16 protein-coding genes are annotated in these 19,377 nt (G+C 60.0%); 5 read left to right on the forward strand and 11 right to left on the reverse strand.

The window, feature by feature from the left end:
- Window positions 1-15: 15 nt before the first annotated feature.
- From ABD847_RS01165 to ABD847_RS01205, 9 genes are all read right to left on the reverse strand, one after another.
- Window positions 16-555, reverse strand: coding sequence for a cell division protein ZapC (locus ABD847_RS01165; protein WP_345009215.1), 540 nt, complete (start codon window positions 553-555; stop codon window positions 16-18).
- Between the two features lie 89 nt (window positions 556-644).
- Window positions 645-1,655 carry a quinone-dependent dihydroorotate dehydrogenase gene (gene pyrD / locus ABD847_RS01170; protein WP_345009217.1) on the reverse strand — a complete coding sequence of 337 codons (1,011 nt, stop codon included), beginning with the start codon at window positions 1,653-1,655 and terminating at the stop codon, window positions 645-647.
- 116 nt (window positions 1,656-1,771) lie between these two features.
- Entirely contained in the window at window positions 1,772-1,993 is a 222-nt protein-coding gene (locus ABD847_RS01175) for a DUF2835 domain-containing protein (RefSeq protein WP_345009219.1), read from the reverse strand.
- Between the two features lie 30 nt (window positions 1,994-2,023).
- Window positions 2,024-4,636 (reverse strand): aminopeptidase N, encoded by a 2,613-nt coding sequence (pepN, locus tag ABD847_RS01180; protein WP_345009221.1) that lies wholly within the window; start codon window positions 4,634-4,636, stop codon window positions 2,024-2,026.
- Window positions 4,637-4,810: 174 nt separating this feature from the next.
- Entirely contained in the window at window positions 4,811-6,820 is a 2,010-nt protein-coding gene (gene prc / locus ABD847_RS01185; protein ID WP_345009223.1) for a carboxy terminal-processing peptidase, read from the reverse strand.
- Window positions 6,821-6,837: 17 nt separating this feature from the next.
- On the reverse strand, window positions 6,838-7,395 hold the full coding sequence (gene proQ / locus ABD847_RS01190; protein WP_345009225.1) for an RNA chaperone ProQ: 558 nt from the start codon (window positions 7,393-7,395) through the stop codon (window positions 6,838-6,840).
- 55 nt (window positions 7,396-7,450) lie between these two features.
- Complete coding sequence (locus tag ABD847_RS01195) at window positions 7,451-7,945, reverse strand: GAF domain-containing protein (RefSeq protein WP_345009227.1); 495 nt, start codon at window positions 7,943-7,945, stop codon at window positions 7,451-7,453.
- A gap of 296 nt (window positions 7,946-8,241) precedes the next feature.
- A complete protein-coding gene (locus tag ABD847_RS01200) occupies window positions 8,242-8,991 on the reverse strand; it encodes a DeoR family transcriptional regulator (RefSeq protein WP_345009229.1) in 750 nt (249 codons plus the stop codon).
- Between the two features lie 197 nt (window positions 8,992-9,188).
- Window positions 9,189-9,794, reverse strand: a complete 606-nt coding sequence (locus ABD847_RS01205) for an FMN-dependent NADH-azoreductase (RefSeq protein WP_345009231.1) — start codon at window positions 9,792-9,794, stop codon at window positions 9,189-9,191.
- 279 nt (window positions 9,795-10,073) lie between these two features.
- Here ABD847_RS01205 and purT point away from each other — a divergent pair, with 279 nt between their 5' ends.
- On the forward strand, window positions 10,074-11,255 hold the full coding sequence (gene purT / locus ABD847_RS01210; RefSeq protein ID WP_345009233.1) for a formate-dependent phosphoribosylglycinamide formyltransferase: 1,182 nt from the start codon (window positions 10,074-10,076) through the stop codon (window positions 11,253-11,255).
- Window positions 11,256-11,530: 275 nt separating this feature from the next.
- On the opposite strand, the gene aroG is transcribed toward purT, so the two are convergent.
- Complete coding sequence (gene aroG / locus ABD847_RS01215) at window positions 11,531-12,583, reverse strand: 3-deoxy-7-phosphoheptulonate synthase AroG (RefSeq protein ID WP_345009235.1); 1,053 nt, start codon at window positions 12,581-12,583, stop codon at window positions 11,531-11,533.
- Window positions 12,584-12,805: 222 nt separating this feature from the next.
- On the opposite strand from aroG, the gene ABD847_RS01220 reads away from it, so the two are divergent.
- A complete protein-coding gene (locus tag ABD847_RS01220) occupies window positions 12,806-14,158 on the forward strand; it encodes a DEAD/DEAH box helicase (RefSeq protein ID WP_345009237.1) in 1,353 nt (450 codons plus the stop codon).
- Between the two features lie 69 nt (window positions 14,159-14,227).
- Here ABD847_RS01220 and ABD847_RS01225 read toward each other — a convergent pair whose 3' ends face one another.
- On the reverse strand, window positions 14,228-16,621 hold the full coding sequence (locus tag ABD847_RS01225; protein WP_345009239.1) for a diguanylate cyclase domain-containing protein: 2,394 nt from the start codon (window positions 16,619-16,621) through the stop codon (window positions 14,228-14,230).
- 115 nt (window positions 16,622-16,736) lie between these two features.
- Between ABD847_RS01225 and ABD847_RS01230 the strand changes: the two genes are divergently transcribed.
- Genes ABD847_RS01230 through dinF form a run of 3 tightly spaced genes read left to right on the forward strand, consistent with a single transcriptional unit; the run spans window position 16,737 to window position 19,327 of the window.
- A complete protein-coding gene (locus ABD847_RS01230) occupies window positions 16,737-17,429 on the forward strand; it encodes a metallophosphoesterase (protein ID WP_345009241.1) in 693 nt (230 codons plus the stop codon).
- 57 nt (window positions 17,430-17,486) lie between these two features.
- Window positions 17,487-17,990: a M48 metallopeptidase family protein gene (locus tag ABD847_RS01235; protein ID WP_345009243.1), complete on the forward strand. Its 504-nt coding sequence runs from the start codon at window positions 17,487-17,489 to the stop codon at window positions 17,988-17,990.
- Window positions 17,987-19,327, forward strand: coding sequence for an MATE family efflux transporter DinF (dinF, locus tag ABD847_RS01240; protein WP_345009245.1), 1,341 nt, complete (start codon window positions 17,987-17,989; stop codon window positions 19,325-19,327). Before ABD847_RS01235 ends, dinF begins: the two co-directional genes overlap by 4 nt.
- Window positions 19,328-19,377: the final 50 nt, after the last annotated feature.

A 19,377-nucleotide genomic window follows, 5' to 3' on the forward strand; every position in this document is an offset into this window, starting at 1 on the left:
GGGACAGAGCCCGCATCAGGCCAGTTGCATTAAGGCGCGGCTGACGGCGTGGAACGGCACCAGACGGTTGTTCATCACCTTGATGACGGAGGACTGCCGCAGGCACTTGTCCTCTGCCACAGGCAGCCGATCACCCAAGAACAGGCAGACCGAGGCCTTGTCACCGGGTTCAATCACCAGAAAATCCCCATGTCCCTGTTCTGCTATCAGGCTGAAGACTTCGCCGAGCAGCGGTGGCTGTGGTTGCAAGCCAACCTCTTTGAAATACCAACTCTGGGGCATCATGGGTTTACCAAAGCGGCAGAAGGCGATGGCATTCAATACCAGCTGCACCCGTTCAGGTTCTGAAAAGGGTAGTTCACCGATGCATTCCAGCAGGTGAAAATAGTAACTGGCATCCTCCAGTGAAAAAGGATGAGATTGGCGAGCTGACGGGGAAAGCTGTTTGGCCTGGTAGGCAGTTTCAAATTGCATCTCGTCCGTCAGGTCGAGCAGCAACTTGTCACGCCCTTCATCATAACACCAGCGCCATTGATCGTCGGGGAGAAGAATCATGACCAGTCTCGTTGTTTGTTCTGTGCCCAATCAGATTAATGATTCAGCAAACAAGATTCAAACTATTCCTGCGGGACTGGTCATATTTTTTAAATGTTTTCCACTAATTCTTTTACCAGTGGCGGACCACGATAAATAAAACCGGAATATATTTGGACCAATTGAGCCCCGGCGTCTATTTTTTCCCGGGCGGCCATGGCCGAATCAATCCCCCCTACCCCAATGATGGGCAGCTTACCGTCAAGGCGCTGGGACAGATAACGGATCACCTCGGTACTCTTACTCTGCAGTGGACGGCCACTCAGCCCGCCGGCCTCGATGGCATGGGGCATATCGAAGATCATCGCACGATCCAGGGTGGTGTTGGTGGCAATCACGCCATCAATGCCATTCTTAATCAAGGAGTCGGCTATTTGATCAATTTCTTCGTGAGTCAGATCCGGGGCTATCTTGACCGCCAGAGGAACATACTTATTATGTTTCTCTGCCAGTTCAGTTTGACGGATCTTCAGGGCGCTGAGCAATTCATCCAATGCCTCACCGTACTGCAATTTACGCAGATCCGGTGTGTTGGGTGAGGAAATATTGATCGCAATGTAACCAGCATAGGCATACACCTTGTCCATGCAGATCAAATAATCGTCTTTGCCCTGCTCAATCGGGGTGTCTTTATTCTTGCCGATGTTGATCCCCAGGATCCCTTTATAACGGCTCTTTTTTACCTGCTCCACCAGGTGATCCACACCCTTGTTATTAAAGCCCATGCGGTTGATGATCCCTTGCGCCGGGATCACCCGAAACAGTCGCGGCTTATCATTGCCAGGTTGCGGGCGCGGAGTGACTGTCCCCACCTCGATAAAACCAAAACCCATGGCACCGAAAGCATCGATACACTCGCCATCCTTATCCAGACCCGCTGCCAGGCCCACAGGGTTGTCGAAGGTCAATCCCATGACCTGCACGGGGCGACTGGGTACACGCTGACGAAAGAAGCAGTCCAGGGGCGTATTGGCCAGCCAGGAGAGTTGTTTGATGGTCAGCTCATGGGCCACTTCCGGATCCAGCTTGAACAGGCAGTGGCGGGCCAGTGAGTAAAACATGTCGGCTCCTTAACAGTGGGGATCATAACGTTTGCCCTGTACCGGCGCAGGCAGACGGCATAAAAAAGCGGGCACATGTTAGCGACATTTACCCGCCTTTGCATCCATCCAGCAGATCAGGCCAACCGCTCCAGATCAAGAAAGCTGTGATTATCTTCCGTGGTCAGGCGAAAACGGCCTCGGATCCCGGCGCTGGTCACAAAGGGCCGCAACCGATCGGCGGGTAACTCCAACCGCAACCCCTGCTCACTCATCACCGACACACGCTTGGCCTGGCCGCGATAGTACGGCAGTATCTCCTCGGCGGTCAGGTTCAGCACAAAGGTGTAATGGCGCATGGCTGTCGTCGGGCGCTGCCCGCCTCCTGGTTACTGGCTCAGTGCCCGCTCTATCTTCTCAAACAGATCCCGCGCCAGATCCGGCAGGCCCGCCAAACGTTGTAATGTCTGCCGTGCCAATTGCTGCCGGTCGTTATCCAGCCGCTGGAACTGAATGAGCGGTGTGATCAGGCGAGAGGCCACCTGAGGATTGGTACGGTTGAGCTCGGTGAGGATCTCCGCCAAGAAGGCATAACCACTGCCATCCTTAGCATGGAAGGCCACAGGGTTGGCCGAGCAGAAGGTGCCGACTAGCGCCCGGGTCCGGTTAGGATTGCTCAGGCTGAAGCTGGGGTGGCTCAGCAGACCGCGCACCTTGGTCAAGGCCGCAACCGGGGTCTGGGCCTGCAGACGGAACCAGTTGTCCATCACCAAACCATCGTGGTGCCACTGGGCTTCAAATTCCGCCATCAAGGCATCACGACAGGGCAGTTGCGCCTGGTTGGCGGCCTGCAATGCCGCCAGCCGTAAGGTCATGCCGGATTGCTCACGCCACTGGCAAGCAACCAGCTCATCGCCCAGCGCCGGATCCGCCAGGCTAAGCAGCTGCAGGCAGACTCCCGCCAGGGCACGCTGACCGACCGCCTCGGCGGACAGGCCCTCCCATCCCTGCTGGCAACTGCGATAGGCCGACAGCAGCGCCGGTTGCATGGCAGTCGCCAGGGACCGCAGCAACTGCTGCCGAGCCTTGTGCAACAGGTCCACATCCACCTGGTTGAAGGTTTCAAGCAGGCTGCTTTCGCTGGGCAGGGTGAGAATTTCGGCCCGCAACGCAGCATCCAGCCGGCTATCCTGCAACACCTGCTGCAGCACTCGGGCCAAAGCCACTGGGACTGCCGGTGCCTGCTGGCGCGCCAGTTGCTCGACCGCCTGATGGATCCAGTTTTGCACCAGGCGCTGTGCGGCATCCCAGCGGCTGTAGTCGTTCTGGGCATGGCCCAGCAGCAGCGTCAGCTGTGCCTCACTGAAGGGGTAATCCAGCTTGACCGGTGCGGAAAACTCCTGCAACAAGGCCGGTACCGGCTTCTCGCCGATGCCGGTAAACTCAAAGGTCTGCTGAGGTTCTTGGACATCCAGCACCCGATCGACAGCGACCCCGTCAGACTGGATCACCCGCCCCTGTTCATCATACAGTGCCAGGCTCAGGGGAATATGCAGCGGCAACTTCTCCGGCTGACGGGGCGTAGCCGGTGTCGATTGACTGACGTGTAAACGATAGATCTGCTGGTGGGCATCATACTCATCCCGCACCGTCAGCACCGGCGTACCGGCCTGGCTGTACCAGCGACGGAACTGCTTGAGATCCCGTCCGGAGGCCTCTTCCATGGCGCAGACAAAATCCTCACAGGTGGCCGCCTGACCATCATGCCGGCCCAGATAGAGCCGTATCCCCGCCTGGAAGGCATCTTCACCCAGCAGGGTGTGCAGCATGCGAATGACTTCCGAGCCCTTCTCATACACCGTCAGGGTGTAGAAGTTATTCATCTCGATCACCACATCCGGGCGGATGGGATGGGCCATGGGGCCGGCATCTTCGGCAAACTGCGGCCCTTGCACCAGGCGGGCATTGCGGATACGGTTCACGCCCCGTGAACCCAGATCGGAGGAGAACTCCTGATCCCGGAAGACCGTCAGCCCCTCCTTGAGACTGAGCTGGAACCAATCCCGGCAGGTCACCCGGTTGCCGGTCCAGTTGTGAAAATACTCGTGACCGATCACCCGCTCTATGTCGAAGTAATCGGTATCGGTGGCGGTTTGGGGGTTGGCCAGCACAAACTTAGCGTTGAAGATGTTGAGCCCCTTGTTTTCCATGGCCCCCATGTTGAAGAAATCCACCGCGACAATCATGTAGATGTCGAGATCGTATTCCAGGCCAAAGCGGGTCTCGTCCCAGGCCATGGATTTCTTCAAACTCGCCATGGCATGTCCGGCACGATCCAGGTTGCCCTTGTCGACGTACAACTCCAGGGCGACCCGCCGGCCACTGCGGGTGGTGAAACTGTCCTGCAGCAGATCAAAATCCCCGGCCACCAAGGCGAACAGGTAACAGGGTTTGGGGAAGGGATCCTGCCAGCTGACCCAGTGCCGGCCGTCGGCCAGCTCACCACTGCCGGTACGGTTGCCGTTGGACAACAGGAAGGGGAAACGGGCCTTGTCGGCACTGATGCGGGTGGAAAAGCGCGCCAACACGTCCGGTCTGTCGAGATAGTAGGTGATGCGGCGGAAGCCCTCGGCCTCACATTGGGTACAGAAGGCCGAGCCGGACTGGTAGAGCCCTTCGAGTGCCGTGTTACCGGCGGGATCTATCTGGGTTTCAATGGTCAGCACGAATTCACTGGGCAACTGACTGAGAGTCAACTTGCCTGGCTCGGCCAGATAGGCGCTCCAAGGCTGACCATTGACCGCCACCTTGCTCAGCAGCAGATCCTCGCCATCCAGGATGAGCGGTTCGTTGTGGTGACCGTTACGGCGCACCTGACTGATGGCCACCACCCGGGTGGCACTGTCGTGAAGATCCACATCCAGATCGATGCTGTCGATCCAATAATGTGGTGGCTGATAGTCGAGACGGTGTTTTTCCTGAGGTGCAGACAAGTGGGCCATGGAATTCCCTCTGTTAAGGCTGAAGCATGACGGCATGAGTGATATCAGTTAATTATCTTATTAATCACAGGTGCTGCCAAATAGCAAAGGGCGCATCCGAGCTCTAACGGCGAAATATCTCGAGAAATGGCGATAAAAAAGGCGACCCTCAGGTCGCCTTTTCGCGGTGCATCATCAGTGGTGACTGAGACTCACCAAATCGGCCGTGATATTGGCGGCTTCATCCAAAAAGCCATCCGGGAACTCAACCTCGGTCGGCACGTCATCCAGCGTCTTGACCGCCGGTTTGCCCAGGCGCTGCAGACGCTCATTGGTGCGCGCCAACAGCCGGGTATCCATGGCGTCGCGTTCCTTGAGACGTACCTGTTCGTTGAGGGAGATGCGGGTCTTCTGCTTCTCCTCCTGGTACCAACGGATATCCTCATCCACATAGCGGAACTCAGGATCCTTGGCCACCCGGGCGTCGTGTCGCTTCTGCAGCTCGGGCAACCAGGCAGAAAAATCTCCCAGCGTCTGGTAACCGGCAGGATCTATGCTGTCCCACGGCAGGGCGTTGAGTTCAACACTCTCACCGGTTTCCTTGGGATCTATGATGGCCGGGAAGGCGATATCCGGTACCACGCCCTTGTTCTGGGTGCTGCCACCATTGATACGGTAGAACTTGGCGATGGTGTACTGCACGTGCCCCAAGGGGTGATCGAAGAAGTCATACACCTTGCCCAAGGCCCTGTGCTGCTGCACTGTGCCCTTGCCAAACGAGTTCTCGCCCAGGATCAGGGCGCGACCATAGTCCTTGAGGGCTGCGGCAAAAATCTCGGAAGCCGATGCACTATAGCGATCAATCAGCACCGTCATGGGACCATCGTAATAAACCTGATTGTCCTCATCTTCGTTGACCGAAATCCGGCCCATGGCATCGCGGATCTGCACCACAGGCCCCGTGGTCATAAAGAGGCCCGTCAGGTCGGTGGCTTCGGTCAGCGCACCGCCGCCATTCCCCCGGAGATCGATCAGTAAGGCCGAAATCCCCTGAGCCTTGAGCTTGTCCAGCTCCTTGATGACATCCAGATGCAGGTTCACGTAGAAGCTGGGCACCTCGATGACACCTATCTTCTTACCCTCGGCTTCGATCACCTTGGACTTGGCGGCTCTGTCCTCCAACCGCACCTTGTCACGCTGTAGCTCGATGATCTGGGTCTGATTGCTGGCGCCCTTGCCTCGCTGGATCTCGAGTCGCACCTTGGTGCCCTTGGGCCCCTTGATGAGATCCACCACGTCATCCAGACGCCAGCCGACTATGTCTACCATCTTGCCAGCTTCCTGACCGACACCCGTGATCTTGTCCTCAGGCTTGATCTGCTTGGACAAATCGGCCGGACCGCCAGGCACCAGGGAGCGAACCACGGTGAAGTCATCATCCGCCTGCAGCACGGCACCAATCCCCTCCAAAGAGAGGTTCATCTCGCTGTTGAAGCGATCGGCATTGCGCGGTGACAGATAGCTGGTGTGGGGCTCAATGCCGCGGGAGAAGGCGGTCATCAGCGTCTGGAATACATCTTCACTCTCACTCTGAGTCAGCCGCTTGATGGCGTTGTTGTAGCGCTTGCTCAACAGCTCCTTGATCTCCGGCCACGCCTTACCGCTCAGCTTGAGACTCAAGGCCTCGGCCTTCACCTTCTCCCGCCACAGGCGATCCAGCTCAGCCTGATCTTTCGGCCAGGCCTCCTTACTGCGGTCAAACTGGTACTCCTCGTTGCCATCAAAGGTCATGGGCGAGTCCAGCAAGGAGAGCGCAAAGGCATAACGCTCATAGCGCCGTTTGAGGTTGAGGTTGTAGATGTCATAGGCCCCGACCAGCTCACCGCTGCTCAGCGCATCGTCCAAACGGGTACGATAAGGCGCGAAGCTGGCAATGTCGGCCTGGGTAAAGATGTTGCGGTTATAGTCCAGCGATTCGAGATACAGGTCGAAAATCTGGCTGGAAAAGCCATCATTCAGTTCAAAGCGCTTGTAGTGGCTCCGGGTAAACAGCGCAGTAATCCGTTTGCTGGCGGTGGCATGCTGCTCTTCCTGTACCAGACTGGGCAATTTAGACGCTTCGATGGTAGGTGTTACCGCCAGTGTCATCCCGCAAGACAACAGGCCGGCAGCCAACAGGGACACACGGATCAAACGCTGTCTCAAGGGCTTACTCCCAAGGGTTAAAGGACGATTCGCTCGACATTGACTCTGACAAGCATGCCACTGGCAAGTTCCACCTGGACGTCATCACGGGTGACTTCCTTGATGGTGGCCGGAACCGGGGCCTTACCCACCACCACTTTGACCAGCTGACCGTTCTTCAACGAGGCCGGATCCAGCTTGGGCCGTGCCTCACGACGGGGTTTGGCTGGCTTCTTCTCCTTGGTGTTGACGCGGCGGCTGGCAAACACCTTGTCCTTGCTCTCCTTGAGAGCCTGCTTGGCGTGTTGCACATGCTCTTCCGTCAACACCTCGCCCAGGTTGCCATCCAGATCGACACGGTGACTGCCGGGCTTGATGCCGTGCAGGTAGCGCCAGCTAGAGGTGTATTGACGCAGCGCGGTACGCAGCATGGTCTTGGAAACCTTGGGATCGTCTGCCAGACGTTCAGCCAAATCCTGGAAGATGCCAATCTTCAGAGGCTTGGCCTCGCCGTCGGCAATAAAACAGGCAGGGAAACGCTCTGCCAGGTAGGCGATCAGCTCTTTGCTGCTCTTAAGCTTTTCGTTGTTGTCCATTGATAACCTTGGATGATGAAAATGGGGCTCCAGCCCAGGATAACTTAGCCGCCTATTATAAGGAGGGCGCACCTAATTGCGAGCAGCTTGCCTGACTCCAGTCCAAATTTTCCAACAATTTGACCAGCTCGGCTAAGCCAGCTTCATCCTCGGCAGAAAAGCGATTCAAAGATGGGCTGTCAATATCCAGCACCGCCACCACCTGGCCACCGGCAAAGATGGGTAAAACGATTTCAGCATTGCTGGCGGCATCACAGGCGATGTGCCCCTCAAAGGCGTGTACATCCGCCACCCGTTGCACCTGACCGCTGGCGGCGGCCGTCCCACAGACCCCCTGCCCCATGGGAATACGCAAGCACGCAGGTTTGCCTTGAAACGGCCCCAACACCAGCGTTTGCGGGGTACGCCGCAGATAGAAGCCAACCCAGTTGAGATCCGGCAGACAGAGATTGAGTAACGCACTGATGTTGGAGAGGTTTGCCACCAAATCCGGCTCGCCATCGGTGAGTGCACGGGCCTGGGCACAGAGGCTGGTGTAAAAATCGGACATTTTTATCCTGTTAATATGATGATTGGCAGAAATCCATACCATAATCGGCGGTCACTTCAGAGGCAATCCCTTAAATCGAAGACAATTGCACAATTGAGCGTAGCTCAGAGGAATGACGGGGGACGATCGTGCTTGGCCGCCGCGGCTGGCGGCGGTGCAGCAAAGGGAAATACTGGCACAGTCACAAAGGGTGGCTACACTCTAGATGTTGATGTAACTCACCTGAATTTCCATCTGAGCTCGTTATGAGCTCATTCCCCTGAACCAGGTACACGGACTTCGTACCTGGTCTTTTTTTATGCACTGCTCACCGTGATGAGTTCAATCTCCACCTGATGAAGGCGAGATTGGGCCTCTTGGGGAATGCGATCATCCGTCAATACGGTGGAGATCAGCTTCAAGGGGCCAATGACACCGGGATGAACCCGCCCGAACTTGCTCGAGTCGGTGATGACGATATTCTGCTGTCCCTTGGCCAGGATACAGTTGGCCACATCGGCGCGCATCATGTTGCGGTTGGTAAAGCCGCAATCCGGGCGAAACCCATCTACCCCGATAAAGGCCTTGTTGAAGAACACATGTTCGATGCACAGCCGGGTCAGCGGGCCCACCAGGCTTTCGCTGGTAGCCTGATACTGGCCGCCCAAGAGGACAACCTCGGCCTTCGCCTGTCGCAGTTGATGAGCGATATAGGAGCTGGGGGTGATGATGGCCACATCGCTGCGCTCGCCCAAGAGCTTGGCTAGCATGACATTGGCACTGCCGCCCTCCACCAGCACAGTCTCCCCCGGCTCGACCATCTGAGCTGCGCGCTGGGCCAGCCGCTGTTTTATCTTGCCATGGATCCAGAGCCGGTGATCCGGCGCATCACTGTCGATGGTGGTGGCGGCACCATGGATGCGCCGCAAAAAGCCCTCTTTTTCCAGCAGCGTCAGATCCTGACGAACCGTGACCTCAGAGACATCGAGTTGATTGGCCAGATCCACCACACTGATGCGGCCGATTTCATTCACCAGTTCAAGGATGATGGCATGTCTTGGATGCATGTAATTGCGCGACTCTTATTTAAGTTGACCCAAATCAAGCCGCAAATGCTACTCCATGCCATATCGCATTGGCAGAGACGGTGGATAAAAGTGTGGCCTCGGCAGCCTCTTGTAAACAGACGACTATCCGATGGAACAAGCCGCCAAATAACACAAGAGCACCCGAAGGTGCTCTTGTGTAAACGGCGCAAAACAGGTCAGATGACTTCCACCTGCGTGGTCAACACGGCCCGGGCCTCGCTCAACCCTTGGGATTGCGCGTCCGGGCCCATGTTCAGGGCCTGGGCATAGGCGACCGTCACCTGATGGAGGCCAACAAAACCCAGCACCGTCTTGAGGTGACTCAGGGCCAGATCCGTCGCCTGGTTTTTGTGGACGCCCCCTGTGGTGGTCACGATCAACACAGGTTTGTCGGTCAACAACCCCACGGGGCCAGTTTCGGTATAGGTGAAGGTGATGCCGGCGCGACAGATGAGATCGATCCAGCTCTTGAGCTGGCTGGGCATGCCAAAGTTGTACATGGGCAGGCCAATGATCACCATGTCGGCAGCCTGGATCTCATCGATCAGCTGCTGGGACAGATCGCGGATACCCTGCTGTTCGGCAGTCAATTCACCTTGCCCTGCCAGGGCCCCCAGCACCACGCCATCCAACGCGGGCAAGGGTTCTGCGCCAAGGTCACGCTCCACCACTTCATCCTGATGACCCGCGCCCTGGCGTTCGGCCAGAAATTCACCGATCAGTTTGGCTGATTGAGAGTAGGCCCCGAGAATACTGGATTTCACCACGAGAATTTTAGCCATTTGCTGCTCCTAATATGCATAGAGGCCTCTGCAATCCGGGCCACAGCAGCACTATATGTGGCCAGCAATCGAAGAGTAAGCGCATTAATTAGGGTAAACCTTTCTATTTTATTGAACTGTCCAGTGGTTTATCCCAGGCGCAAACGCTTGCGATTGCCTTGGCACTGTCTGGCGAAATCGTTATGATGCGCCGGATTTTCACCCCTTGGCACCACATCATCTGGCTTTGCGGTCGTTTGCCGGATCTTGTCGATGCAAAACCCGATTGGAGAAGTGATCATGCTCGGAACCCCGTACTGCCCCGCTGCCACCCGTGCTCTGCTGCTTGGCTCAGGCGAGCTGGGTAAGGAAGTCGCCATCGAACTGCAGCGTCTGGGCGTGGAAGTGATTGCCGTGGATCGTTATGCCAATGCGCCGGCCATGCAGGTGGCTCATCGCAGCCATGTCATCAACATGCTGGATGGCCAGGCCCTGCGCAGCCTGATCCAGCAGGAGCAGCCTCACTTCATCATTCCGGAAATTGAGGCCATTGCCACCGAGACCCTGGTGGCGTTGGAGTCAGAGGGCCACAAGGTGGTGCCCACCGCCAAGGCCACCCTGCTGACCATGAACCGGGAAGGGATCCGTCGCCTGGCGGCCGAAACCCTGGCGCTGCCCACCTCCCCCTATCGGTTCGCCGACACGGAGGCCGACTACCGGCAAGCGGTACAGGAGATCGGCCTGCCCTGCGTCATCAAGCCGGTGATGAGCTCCTCCGGCAAGGGGCAAAGCGTCATCCGCCAACCCGAGCAAATTGATGCCGCCTGGCAATACGCCCAGGAAGGGGGCCGCGCCGGCCGCGGGCGCGTCATCATCGAAGGCTTCGTGCCCTTTGATTACGAGATCACCCTGCTGACGGTCCAGGCGGTGGATGGACTGCACTTCTGTGCCCCCATCGGCCACCGTCAGGAGGACGGTGACTACCGTGAGTCCTGGCAGCCGCAGGCCATGAGCGACACAGTGTGGCAAAAGGCCTGTGAGGTGGCCGGCAAGGTGGTGAGCGCCCTGGGCGGCCATGGCCTGTTTGGTGTCGAGCTGTTTATCAAGGGAGAGGAGGTCTACTTCAGCGAGGTCTCTCCCCGCCCCCACGATACCGGCATGGTCACCCTCATCTCTCAGGATCTGTCCGAATTTGCTCTGCACGTGCGGGCGATCCTCGGTTTGCCCATCGGACAGATCACCCAGTATGGCCCGGCCGCTTCCGCCGTGGTGTTGCGCGAGGGCCACTCCTGCAACCTGCGCTACGCTGGACTGGCCGAGGCGTTGACCCTGGTGCCGGGCGCTCAGCTGCGCTTGTTTGGCAAGCCCGAGATCGCCGGCCGCCGTCGGTTGGGTGTGGCGCTGGCCCGGGGTGTGGATGTGAACCAAGCCGTGACGCTGGCCAAGCAGGTGGCGGCGCGGGTCGAGGTCAAATTTGACTGAACGCCTGCTGGACAGACGCTAGGTTAGATAAAAAATGGGCGCCTGATGGGCGCCTAAATTTTTGTAAGGATGGCTTGTTGTTGTTGCTCGGCCGACCTAGTCGATGGGAGCAGTGTCCACCTTCTTTTGCCACTTGCAAACCGCATCACCGACAAGCGTGACGTCACGGGCGCTTTCAGCGCAACTGACCGCCAAACCTGCGAAGCGACTCACGTTTCGCAAGAACGACAAAGGCCCCCGCAGGGGCCTTTGTGAGCCTAACGTGGCGGCTTGGCTTAGCCGCGCCGAGCCTGGATGGCATCAGCCAGCTGACGCAGCAGGGCTTCGGTGTCGGCCCAACCGATGCAGGCATCCGTGATGCTCTGGCCGTAGGTCAGGCACTGCCCTTCCACCAGATCCTGGCGCCCCTCTTCCAGGTGACTCTCCACCATGACACCGAAGATAGACTGGCTGCCCTGGGCCAGCTGACCACAGACGTCGGCACAGACTTCCATCTGCTTCTTGTACTGCTTGGAGCTGTTGGCATGGCTGAAGTCCACCATCACCCGTTGCGGCAGACCAGCCTTGGCCAGATCCTGAGCGACGGCGGCCACATCGGCAGCGCTGTAGTTAGGGGCCTTGCCGCCGCGCAGAATGATGTGACAATCCGGGTTGCCGGCGGTACGCACTATGGCGGAATGGCCGTACTTGGTCACCGACAGGAAACAGTGAGAGGCACCGGCGGCCTTGATGGCATCCACCGCCACTTGCGTGGTGCCATCGGTACCATTCTTGAAGCCGACGGGGCAGGACAGGCCGGAGGCCAGTTCACGGTGCACCTGGGATTCGGTAGTCCGGGCGCCGATGGCGCCCCAGCTCATCAGATCCGCCACGTACTGGGGCGTGATCATGTCGAGGAATTCGCTGGCGGTGGGCATGCCCAGCTCGTTGAGATCCAGCAACAGCTTGCGACCGATGCGCAGACCGTCGTTGATGCGGAAGCTGCCGTCCAGGAAGGGATCGTTGATCAGCCCCTTCCAGCCCACTGTGGTGCGGGGCTTCTCGAAATAGACCCGCATGACGATCTCCAGCTCACCCTTGAGTTCATTGCGCAGGGCCAACAGGCGCTGACCGTACTCGATGGCGGCCTTAGGATCATGGATGGAGCAAGGGCCGATCACCACCAGCAGGCGGTCATCTTCCCCAGTCAGAATATTGTGGATGGCTTGACGGGACTCAAAAACCGTAGTGGACGCCGTTTCGGTGGCCGGGTACTTCTCCAACACCGCCACCGGGGGCAGCAGCTGGTTAATCTCTTTGATACGAACGTCATCGGTTTGGTAATGCATAGTGGTACTTCCCGTCGAAGAGGTGAAATGCCGTCATCCAGGCGGCAGGGGGCACAAGTGAGCTGAACAATCTAGTGGCAAGCTCCATCCGGTGTCAACGCCCAATCCCCAGACAGCCTGTGGCCTTTGAGGGTCGTCAGCGCGGCGGGCATGACGTACAATGCGCCCTTGCCATCCTTACCTCTACTTGTCACGGGCGTCACCACCGCCCGGGAGATGACCTTGCGATTTGATGAACTGACGCTACACAAGCGCCTGCAGGATGCCATAGCGCACCTGGGCTTTACCCAGACCACCGAGATCCAGCAGCTGGCCATCCCGCTGATCCTGGCCGGCCAGGATGTGGCTGCCTCCTCCCGTACCGGCTCGGGCAAGACGCTGGCCTTCCTGTTGCCCATGGTCCACCGCCTGCTGACCCAACGCAGTCTGACACCGCGCGGTCCCCGTGCGCTGATCCTGACCCCGACCCGGGAGCTGGCCAAGCAGGTGTATGCCCAGCTGCGGCTGCTGGTCGCCGGCAGCAATCTCAAGGCGGGACTGATCCTGGGGGGCGAGAATTACAACGACCAGGTCAAACTGCTGGCCCGTGCGCCGCAGATCCTGGTGGGCACCCCGGGTCGTATCGCCAACCACCATGAGCAGGGTGCCTTGCATCTGGCCGGGGTGGAGCTGCTGATCCTGGATGAAGCGGACCGCATGCTGGATCTGGGGTTTGCCAAGGAGCTAGGCCAGATCAATGAGGCGGCCAACCACCGTCTGCGGCAGAGCCTGATGTTCTCCGCCACCCTGGCTCACACCCAGTTTGAGACCCTGACCGAGAGCCTGCTTAAAGATCCCAAGCGCATCACGGTGGGCCAGGAGCAACAGCTGCACGCCGACATCCGCCAGCGCTTCTTGTTGTCGGATCATCTGGATCACAAGCAGGCCCTGCTGGCGCAGCTGTTGCAATCCGAGGACTACCAGCAGGCCATCGTCTTTACCGCCACCCGCAGCGATACCGAGCGGCTGGCCCTCTGGTGTCAGGCGTTGGGCATCTCGGCGGTGGCCCTCTCCGGCGAGCTTAAGCAAAGCGAGCGCAACGCCATCATGGATGGCTTCGCCCGGGGTCATTACCGTATCTTGTTCACCACCGACATCGCCTCCCGCGGTCTGGACTTGCTGCATGTCTCCCTGGTGGTCAACTTCGACATGCCCAAGGCGCCCCAGGAGTACGTACACCGCATCGGCCGCACCGGCCGTGCCGGCGCCAAGGGCGATGCCCTCTCCCTGGTGGGTCCCAAGGACTGGGCCAGCTTCCAGGCCGTGCTGCGGTTGCTGGGGCTGGAACAGCAGGCCTGCGAGTTCTTGCAGTTGCCCGGGCTCGAGCCGCGCTTCACCGGGCTCAAACCCCGTAAGCCGCCCCGGCCGGCGCCGCATCCGCAGCAACAACGCAGCAAGCCGCCTAAGCAAGTCAGGCCGCAAGCCGATGCAGCGGACAAGCCCCTGGCCACACCCCCATCGGCCAGGCCCCTGCGTGCGCCACAGGCCGATGAGGACAGGGCCGGTTTTGCCCCCTTGCGGCGCAAGAAAGAGTAGGCACAATCGCCATCCGCATAAACAAGGGCCGCGCCTGGCATCACCAGGCGCGGCCCTTGTGTTATATGACTATTCCTGTGCCAGCCGTACCCCATTCTTGCCGGCCCGCTTGGCGGTATACATGGCCTGATCCGCGGCGGCCACCAGCGCCTCTACCTCCCGTGGCTGATGGGGCCAGTACAGCGCAATCCCGATACTGGTGGAGAGCCTGGCCTCCCCGGCCGCCAGACAAAACAGCGGTGCCATCGCCCGACAGATCTTCTGGCCGACCGCCTGAGCCTCATCAGGAGCCGCATGCAGATTCTCCAGCAGCAGGGTGAACTCATCACCGGCCAGGCGATAGAGGATATCCACCTCCCGCACCTGCTGACGAATTCGGCGGGCAAATTCCCGCAACACCTCGTCCCCGGCATCATGCCCCAGGCGATCATTGACCCCCTTGAAGCCGTCCAGATCCATGAACAGCAGCGCCAGGGGCAAGCCCGACCTATCTGCCCTAGCCATGGCATCAGGCAGCTGCGCCATCATGGCCCGGCGGTTAGGTAGCCCGGTCAACGCATCCTGCAGCGCCATCTGCTGCAGTGCCACCTCCAGCTGCTTGCGGGCACTGATGTCGAGGGTCAGCAGGTAAAAGCCCTGCACCTGCCCCTGTTCGTCACGGTGGGGAATGTAGGTAGAGATCAGGTGCTGCACCGCACCGCGGCCTGGGTGCTGACGTTCAAATTTTTGGACTTCGCCCGCCAGCGCCTTGTGCACGTGAGGCAGGATGGCGGCCAACTCCTCCCCTTCAAACAGCTCATCGAGCCGCTTGTCCTGCATATCGGCGCTTGTCCAGCCATACCAGTCGGCATAGGTGGCATTGCAGAAGCGATAGCGTTGTTCCCTATCTATGTAGGCGATGAGGGCCGGCAGGTTATTGGTGATGGTCTCCAGCCGTTGCTGGCTGGCCAGCAGGGCCTCACGCTGCCGCACCTGTTCGCTGATATCCGCCACCAGCAAATTGATGCGATTCAGTCCACCGGCTGGGGTGAGCCAGCCCACCAGATAAATCCAGATCCGGTTTCCCTGGCGGGGCCGTATCTGGGCCTCGACGCTGAGGCTCGTATCCACCGTCCGGGCCTGGGCGTCCTGAACAAGGCAACCTTGGATCCAGTGCCACATCTCGGGGGGGAGCAGATCGTCGGGCAAGGGCCGTCCCAGGCGCTCCTCGGCCGACCAGCCAAACAGCTGCTCGGCCCGGTGATTCCAGCTGATCACCTGACCCTGGGGATTCAGGCTGATGTAGGCGTTGGTGGCATGCTGCAAGATGGAGTGCAACTCTTCGGTGCGGCTGAGCACCTGCTGCTCCAGGCTGGCATTCAGATCCGCCAATGCCTGGTGCTGCGCCTGCTCGTTGCGTCGCATCTGCCGCAGCGCATGGGAGAGCAACCCGACCTCGTGATAGCCGCTCACAATGGGAATGGCGGCAGTACTGGGATCGTCAATGGCGGCGGCCAGGGTGCTCAAGGGCGCGCTAAGACGACGGGACAAGATGACCGCCAGCCAGATCAGCAGGCCCATGGCCAGCAGACTCACCAGTACGATATCGTCCCGCAGCTTGGTCAATTCACCCAGTGCCACAGAGGCCGGTCGCCGCACGACAATATACCAATCCGGCATCTGCAAGACGCCGTGAGCCGGCATCGGCAGTATCTCGGTAAACCAAGGCTCGTGCTGCCGGTCCCAGACGATGGGTTCGCTAGGGTTGTGAGCCGCCAGCAATTCAACGATCAGACCCGCTGGCAAATGCGTTTCCCGGCTGATCCTGGAACTGACCACTATCTTCCCTTGCCCGTCAATCAAGAACAGCTCGGTATGACTGGGTACCGCGCCGTGACTGAGGAGCCCACTGGCCACCCAGCTCAGGGCTTCCAGATCCACACCCGCCATCAGGCCACCGCCGGCGGCTAGCTCGGGGGTCGGCAGATACAGCCGCAGCTCCTCCCAACTGTCATCACTGCCCAGCTTTGCCGGCTCGGCCAACCACTCGTCCATCGGGCCAAACACGGCTGGCACTGTCTGTACAGACCAATCCGCCAGGGTTTGCCCAAGCAAAAAGTCATGGGAGGCACGCACCACCCGTCCCTGGTGGTTGAGGCGCACGATCCAGAGCAGATCGGGATTATTGCGACGCAAAAAGGCGTAGACGTTGTTGTTCGGCCCCATGACATCGCCCGTCTCAATCATGAGGTTCAGCAGCACCGTCAGATCATCCAATCGCTCCAGCAGCCGCAGATTGACCCCCTCGGCAAACAACTCCCCTTGCTGACGCAGCTCCGCCAATATGCCCTGTCGAGCTCGCTTATCCATGAAGTCGCCGATCAACCCCACGGTCAACATCAAGGGCAGCAAGGCGCTGCACACCACCCCCAACAGGATCCAACTGCGCAGGCTGGGTAGAGGATGCTTGGGATTAACACTCATAGAAGGCCTGTTTGTCCGCATACTTAGCAAAAGCATATGGCATAACGCGTCACTGTCCTGCCTGAACCGTCAAGGCGTGACATCAGGCACAGTGACAGGCGGGCAGGAGGGCACTATGTTTCGCCGGATCCAGTGTCTAGGGCGCGCCTTCGTGATGGGTGACCTGCATGGGTGTCTGCCCGCCTTGCGCCGTGCCCTGCAGCAAGTGGACTTTGCACCCGGACGCGGCGATCTGCTGCTGAGTGTCGGCGATCTTATCGACCGGGGGCCGCAAAGCCTGGCCTGCCTGCGCCTGCTGACGCGGCCCTGGTTTCATGCCGTGATGGGCAACCATGAACGCCTGCTGCTGGATGCCCTGCTAGGAGCAGATACCGCCGCCATGGCGCTGTGGCAATACAATGGCGGAGGCTGGTATCGAGGACTCTCCAGCGCCCAGCGACTCTGGCTGACCGCCTGGCTACCGCGTCTGCGCGATCTGCCCCTGGCATTGGAGTGCCAACTGCATAGTGGGCAGCGAATCGGCCTGGTGCATGCCGACCCTGTGCTATCGGACTGGTCGGCGCTGCGGTCCTGTTTACAGCAAGATCCACCGACGGCACTTTGCCAACAGCTGCTGTGGCAGCGGGCGCGTGTTCAACGGGCCCTGACCGAGCCGGATTATCAACCGAGGATCCAAGGCGTGGATCTGGTGTGCCTGGGCCACACCCCGCTGCCGGCACCGCTGAAGCGCGGCAATCTGTTGTGGCTGGATACCGGCGCCTATCTGGGCGGGCCACTGAGCCTGCTGGCGGTGGACGACTGGGTATAAGGCTTGCCCCCTCCCGCCCCCTGCACAATAATGCCCGCGTTGTGACGTGAGGCTCCCATGACCGCATTACCCTTTCTTGCCGGCTATCCTGACAGCCTGTTGTCTCAGGTGCGCACCCTGATAGCGCAGCAGCGCCTGGGGCCCTGGCTTGCGCAAAAATACCCGCCCCAGCGGCACGAGATCCAGAGTGACAAGGCGCTGTTTGCCTACATCCAGGAACTCAAGCAGCAGCACATGAAGAGCGCGCCCCCCTTAAGCGGCGTCAGTTATGACAGCAAGATCAACGTGGTGAAACACGCGCTGGGTCTGCATCTGACTCACAGCCGGGTGCAGGGCGGGCGCCTCAAGAGCAAGTCCAGCATTCAGATTGCCAGCCTGTTCCGCGAGGCCCCGGCGCCCTTCTTACGCATGATTGCCGTACACGAACTGGCCCATCTGCGCCACAAGGAGCACGACAAGGCCTTCTACCAGCTGTGCTGCCACATGGAGCCGGATTACCACCAGCTGGAGCTGGACTTGCGTCTCTATCTGACGCAGCAAAGCCTGGAGCGCACGGCGTGAGATGGCCCTTCGGCGCCCGGGATCGTCAGCTGTGGCGCATCGCCCTGCCCATGCTGGTGTCCAACCTCAGCGTCCCCCTGCTGGGTCTGGTGGACACCGCCGTGGTGGGCCATCTGGCTGCTCCCCATTACCTGGCGGGTGTGGCGCTGGGCACCACAGCCACCAACTTTGTCTTCATGCTGCTGCTGTTCTTGCGCATGGCCACCACGGGACGCACCGCCCAGGCCCTGGGCGCCGGCGACACGCAGGCGATCCTCAAGGCCCTAGCCCAGCCCCTGGCCCTAGCCCTGCTGGCGGGCAGTCTGCTGGCGCTGCTGGCGCCCTGGCTGATCCCCGCGCTGCTCAGCGTCAGCGGGGCCGAACCCCAGGTGCGTGAGCAGGCCGCCCTCTACCTGCACTGGCGCTGGTGGGCCGCCCCCGCCGCCCTGGCGAACCTGGCCATCTGTGGCTGGTTGCTGGGGCTGGAGCGCCTCAAAGGCCCGGTGCTGCTGCTGGTACTGGGCAACCTGTGCAACATGGGTCTGGATCTGTACCTGGTGGTGGGGCTGCATCGGCAGGTGGCCGGGGTGGCTCAGGCCACCCTGCTGGCTGACTACCTGACCCTGACCGCCGGCCTATGGCTGGTGCGCCAAGAGCTGCATCGCCGGGGGAGCCGGTTGCGAGACTTGCTCCCCCAGGTGCGCGGCGATCTGGCGCCACTGTTGCGGCTTAACCGGGATCTGCTGATCCGCTCCTTGTTGCTGCAGGGCTGCTTTGCCAGCCTCACCCTGCTGGGGGCCCGGCTGGGCAGCGAGTACCTGGCCGCCAATGCCCTGCTGCTGAATCTGCTCACCGTCAGTGCCTTTGCGCTGGATGCCTTGGCCTATGGCGTGGAGATCAAGTGCGGGCAGGCCCTGGGGGCGCGCCGGCTGGATCAACTGCAGGCCTATTGGCAGGCGGCCTGCCGGCAAGGGGCCCTGGTGGCCGGGTTGCTCGGCTTAGCCTATCTGCTGCTGGGCGATCAGATCCTGGCCCTGCTCACCCATCAGTCCCAGTTGCTCGCCCTGGCGCAAGTCTACCTGCCCTGGCACTGGCTCCTGCCCCTCATCGGTGTCTGGAGTTACCTGTGGGATGGGCTCTTCGTGGCCGCCACCGATGGTCGGGCCATGCGCAACAGCCTGCTGCTGGCCAGCCTGGGCTTCGCCCTGGCCCTGACCAGTCTGCCCTGGTTGGGCAATCACGCCCTGTGGCTCGCCATGAGCCTGTTTCTCGCCCTGCGCGCCCTGGCGCTGGCCTGGATCTGGCGCTACCGGCATCACAACGGCCGTGCGTTGATGGCACCCACCGCGGCTTGCTAGCCCGCCAAAAACAACAGGCCGCCCTAAGGCGGCCTGTTGCATTGCGCGCG

The sequence above is a fragment of the Pseudaeromonas paramecii genome, assembly GCF_039540575.1.
In the GTDB taxonomy this organism is placed as follows: domain Bacteria; phylum Pseudomonadota; class Gammaproteobacteria; order Enterobacterales; family Aeromonadaceae; genus Pseudaeromonas; species Pseudaeromonas paramecii.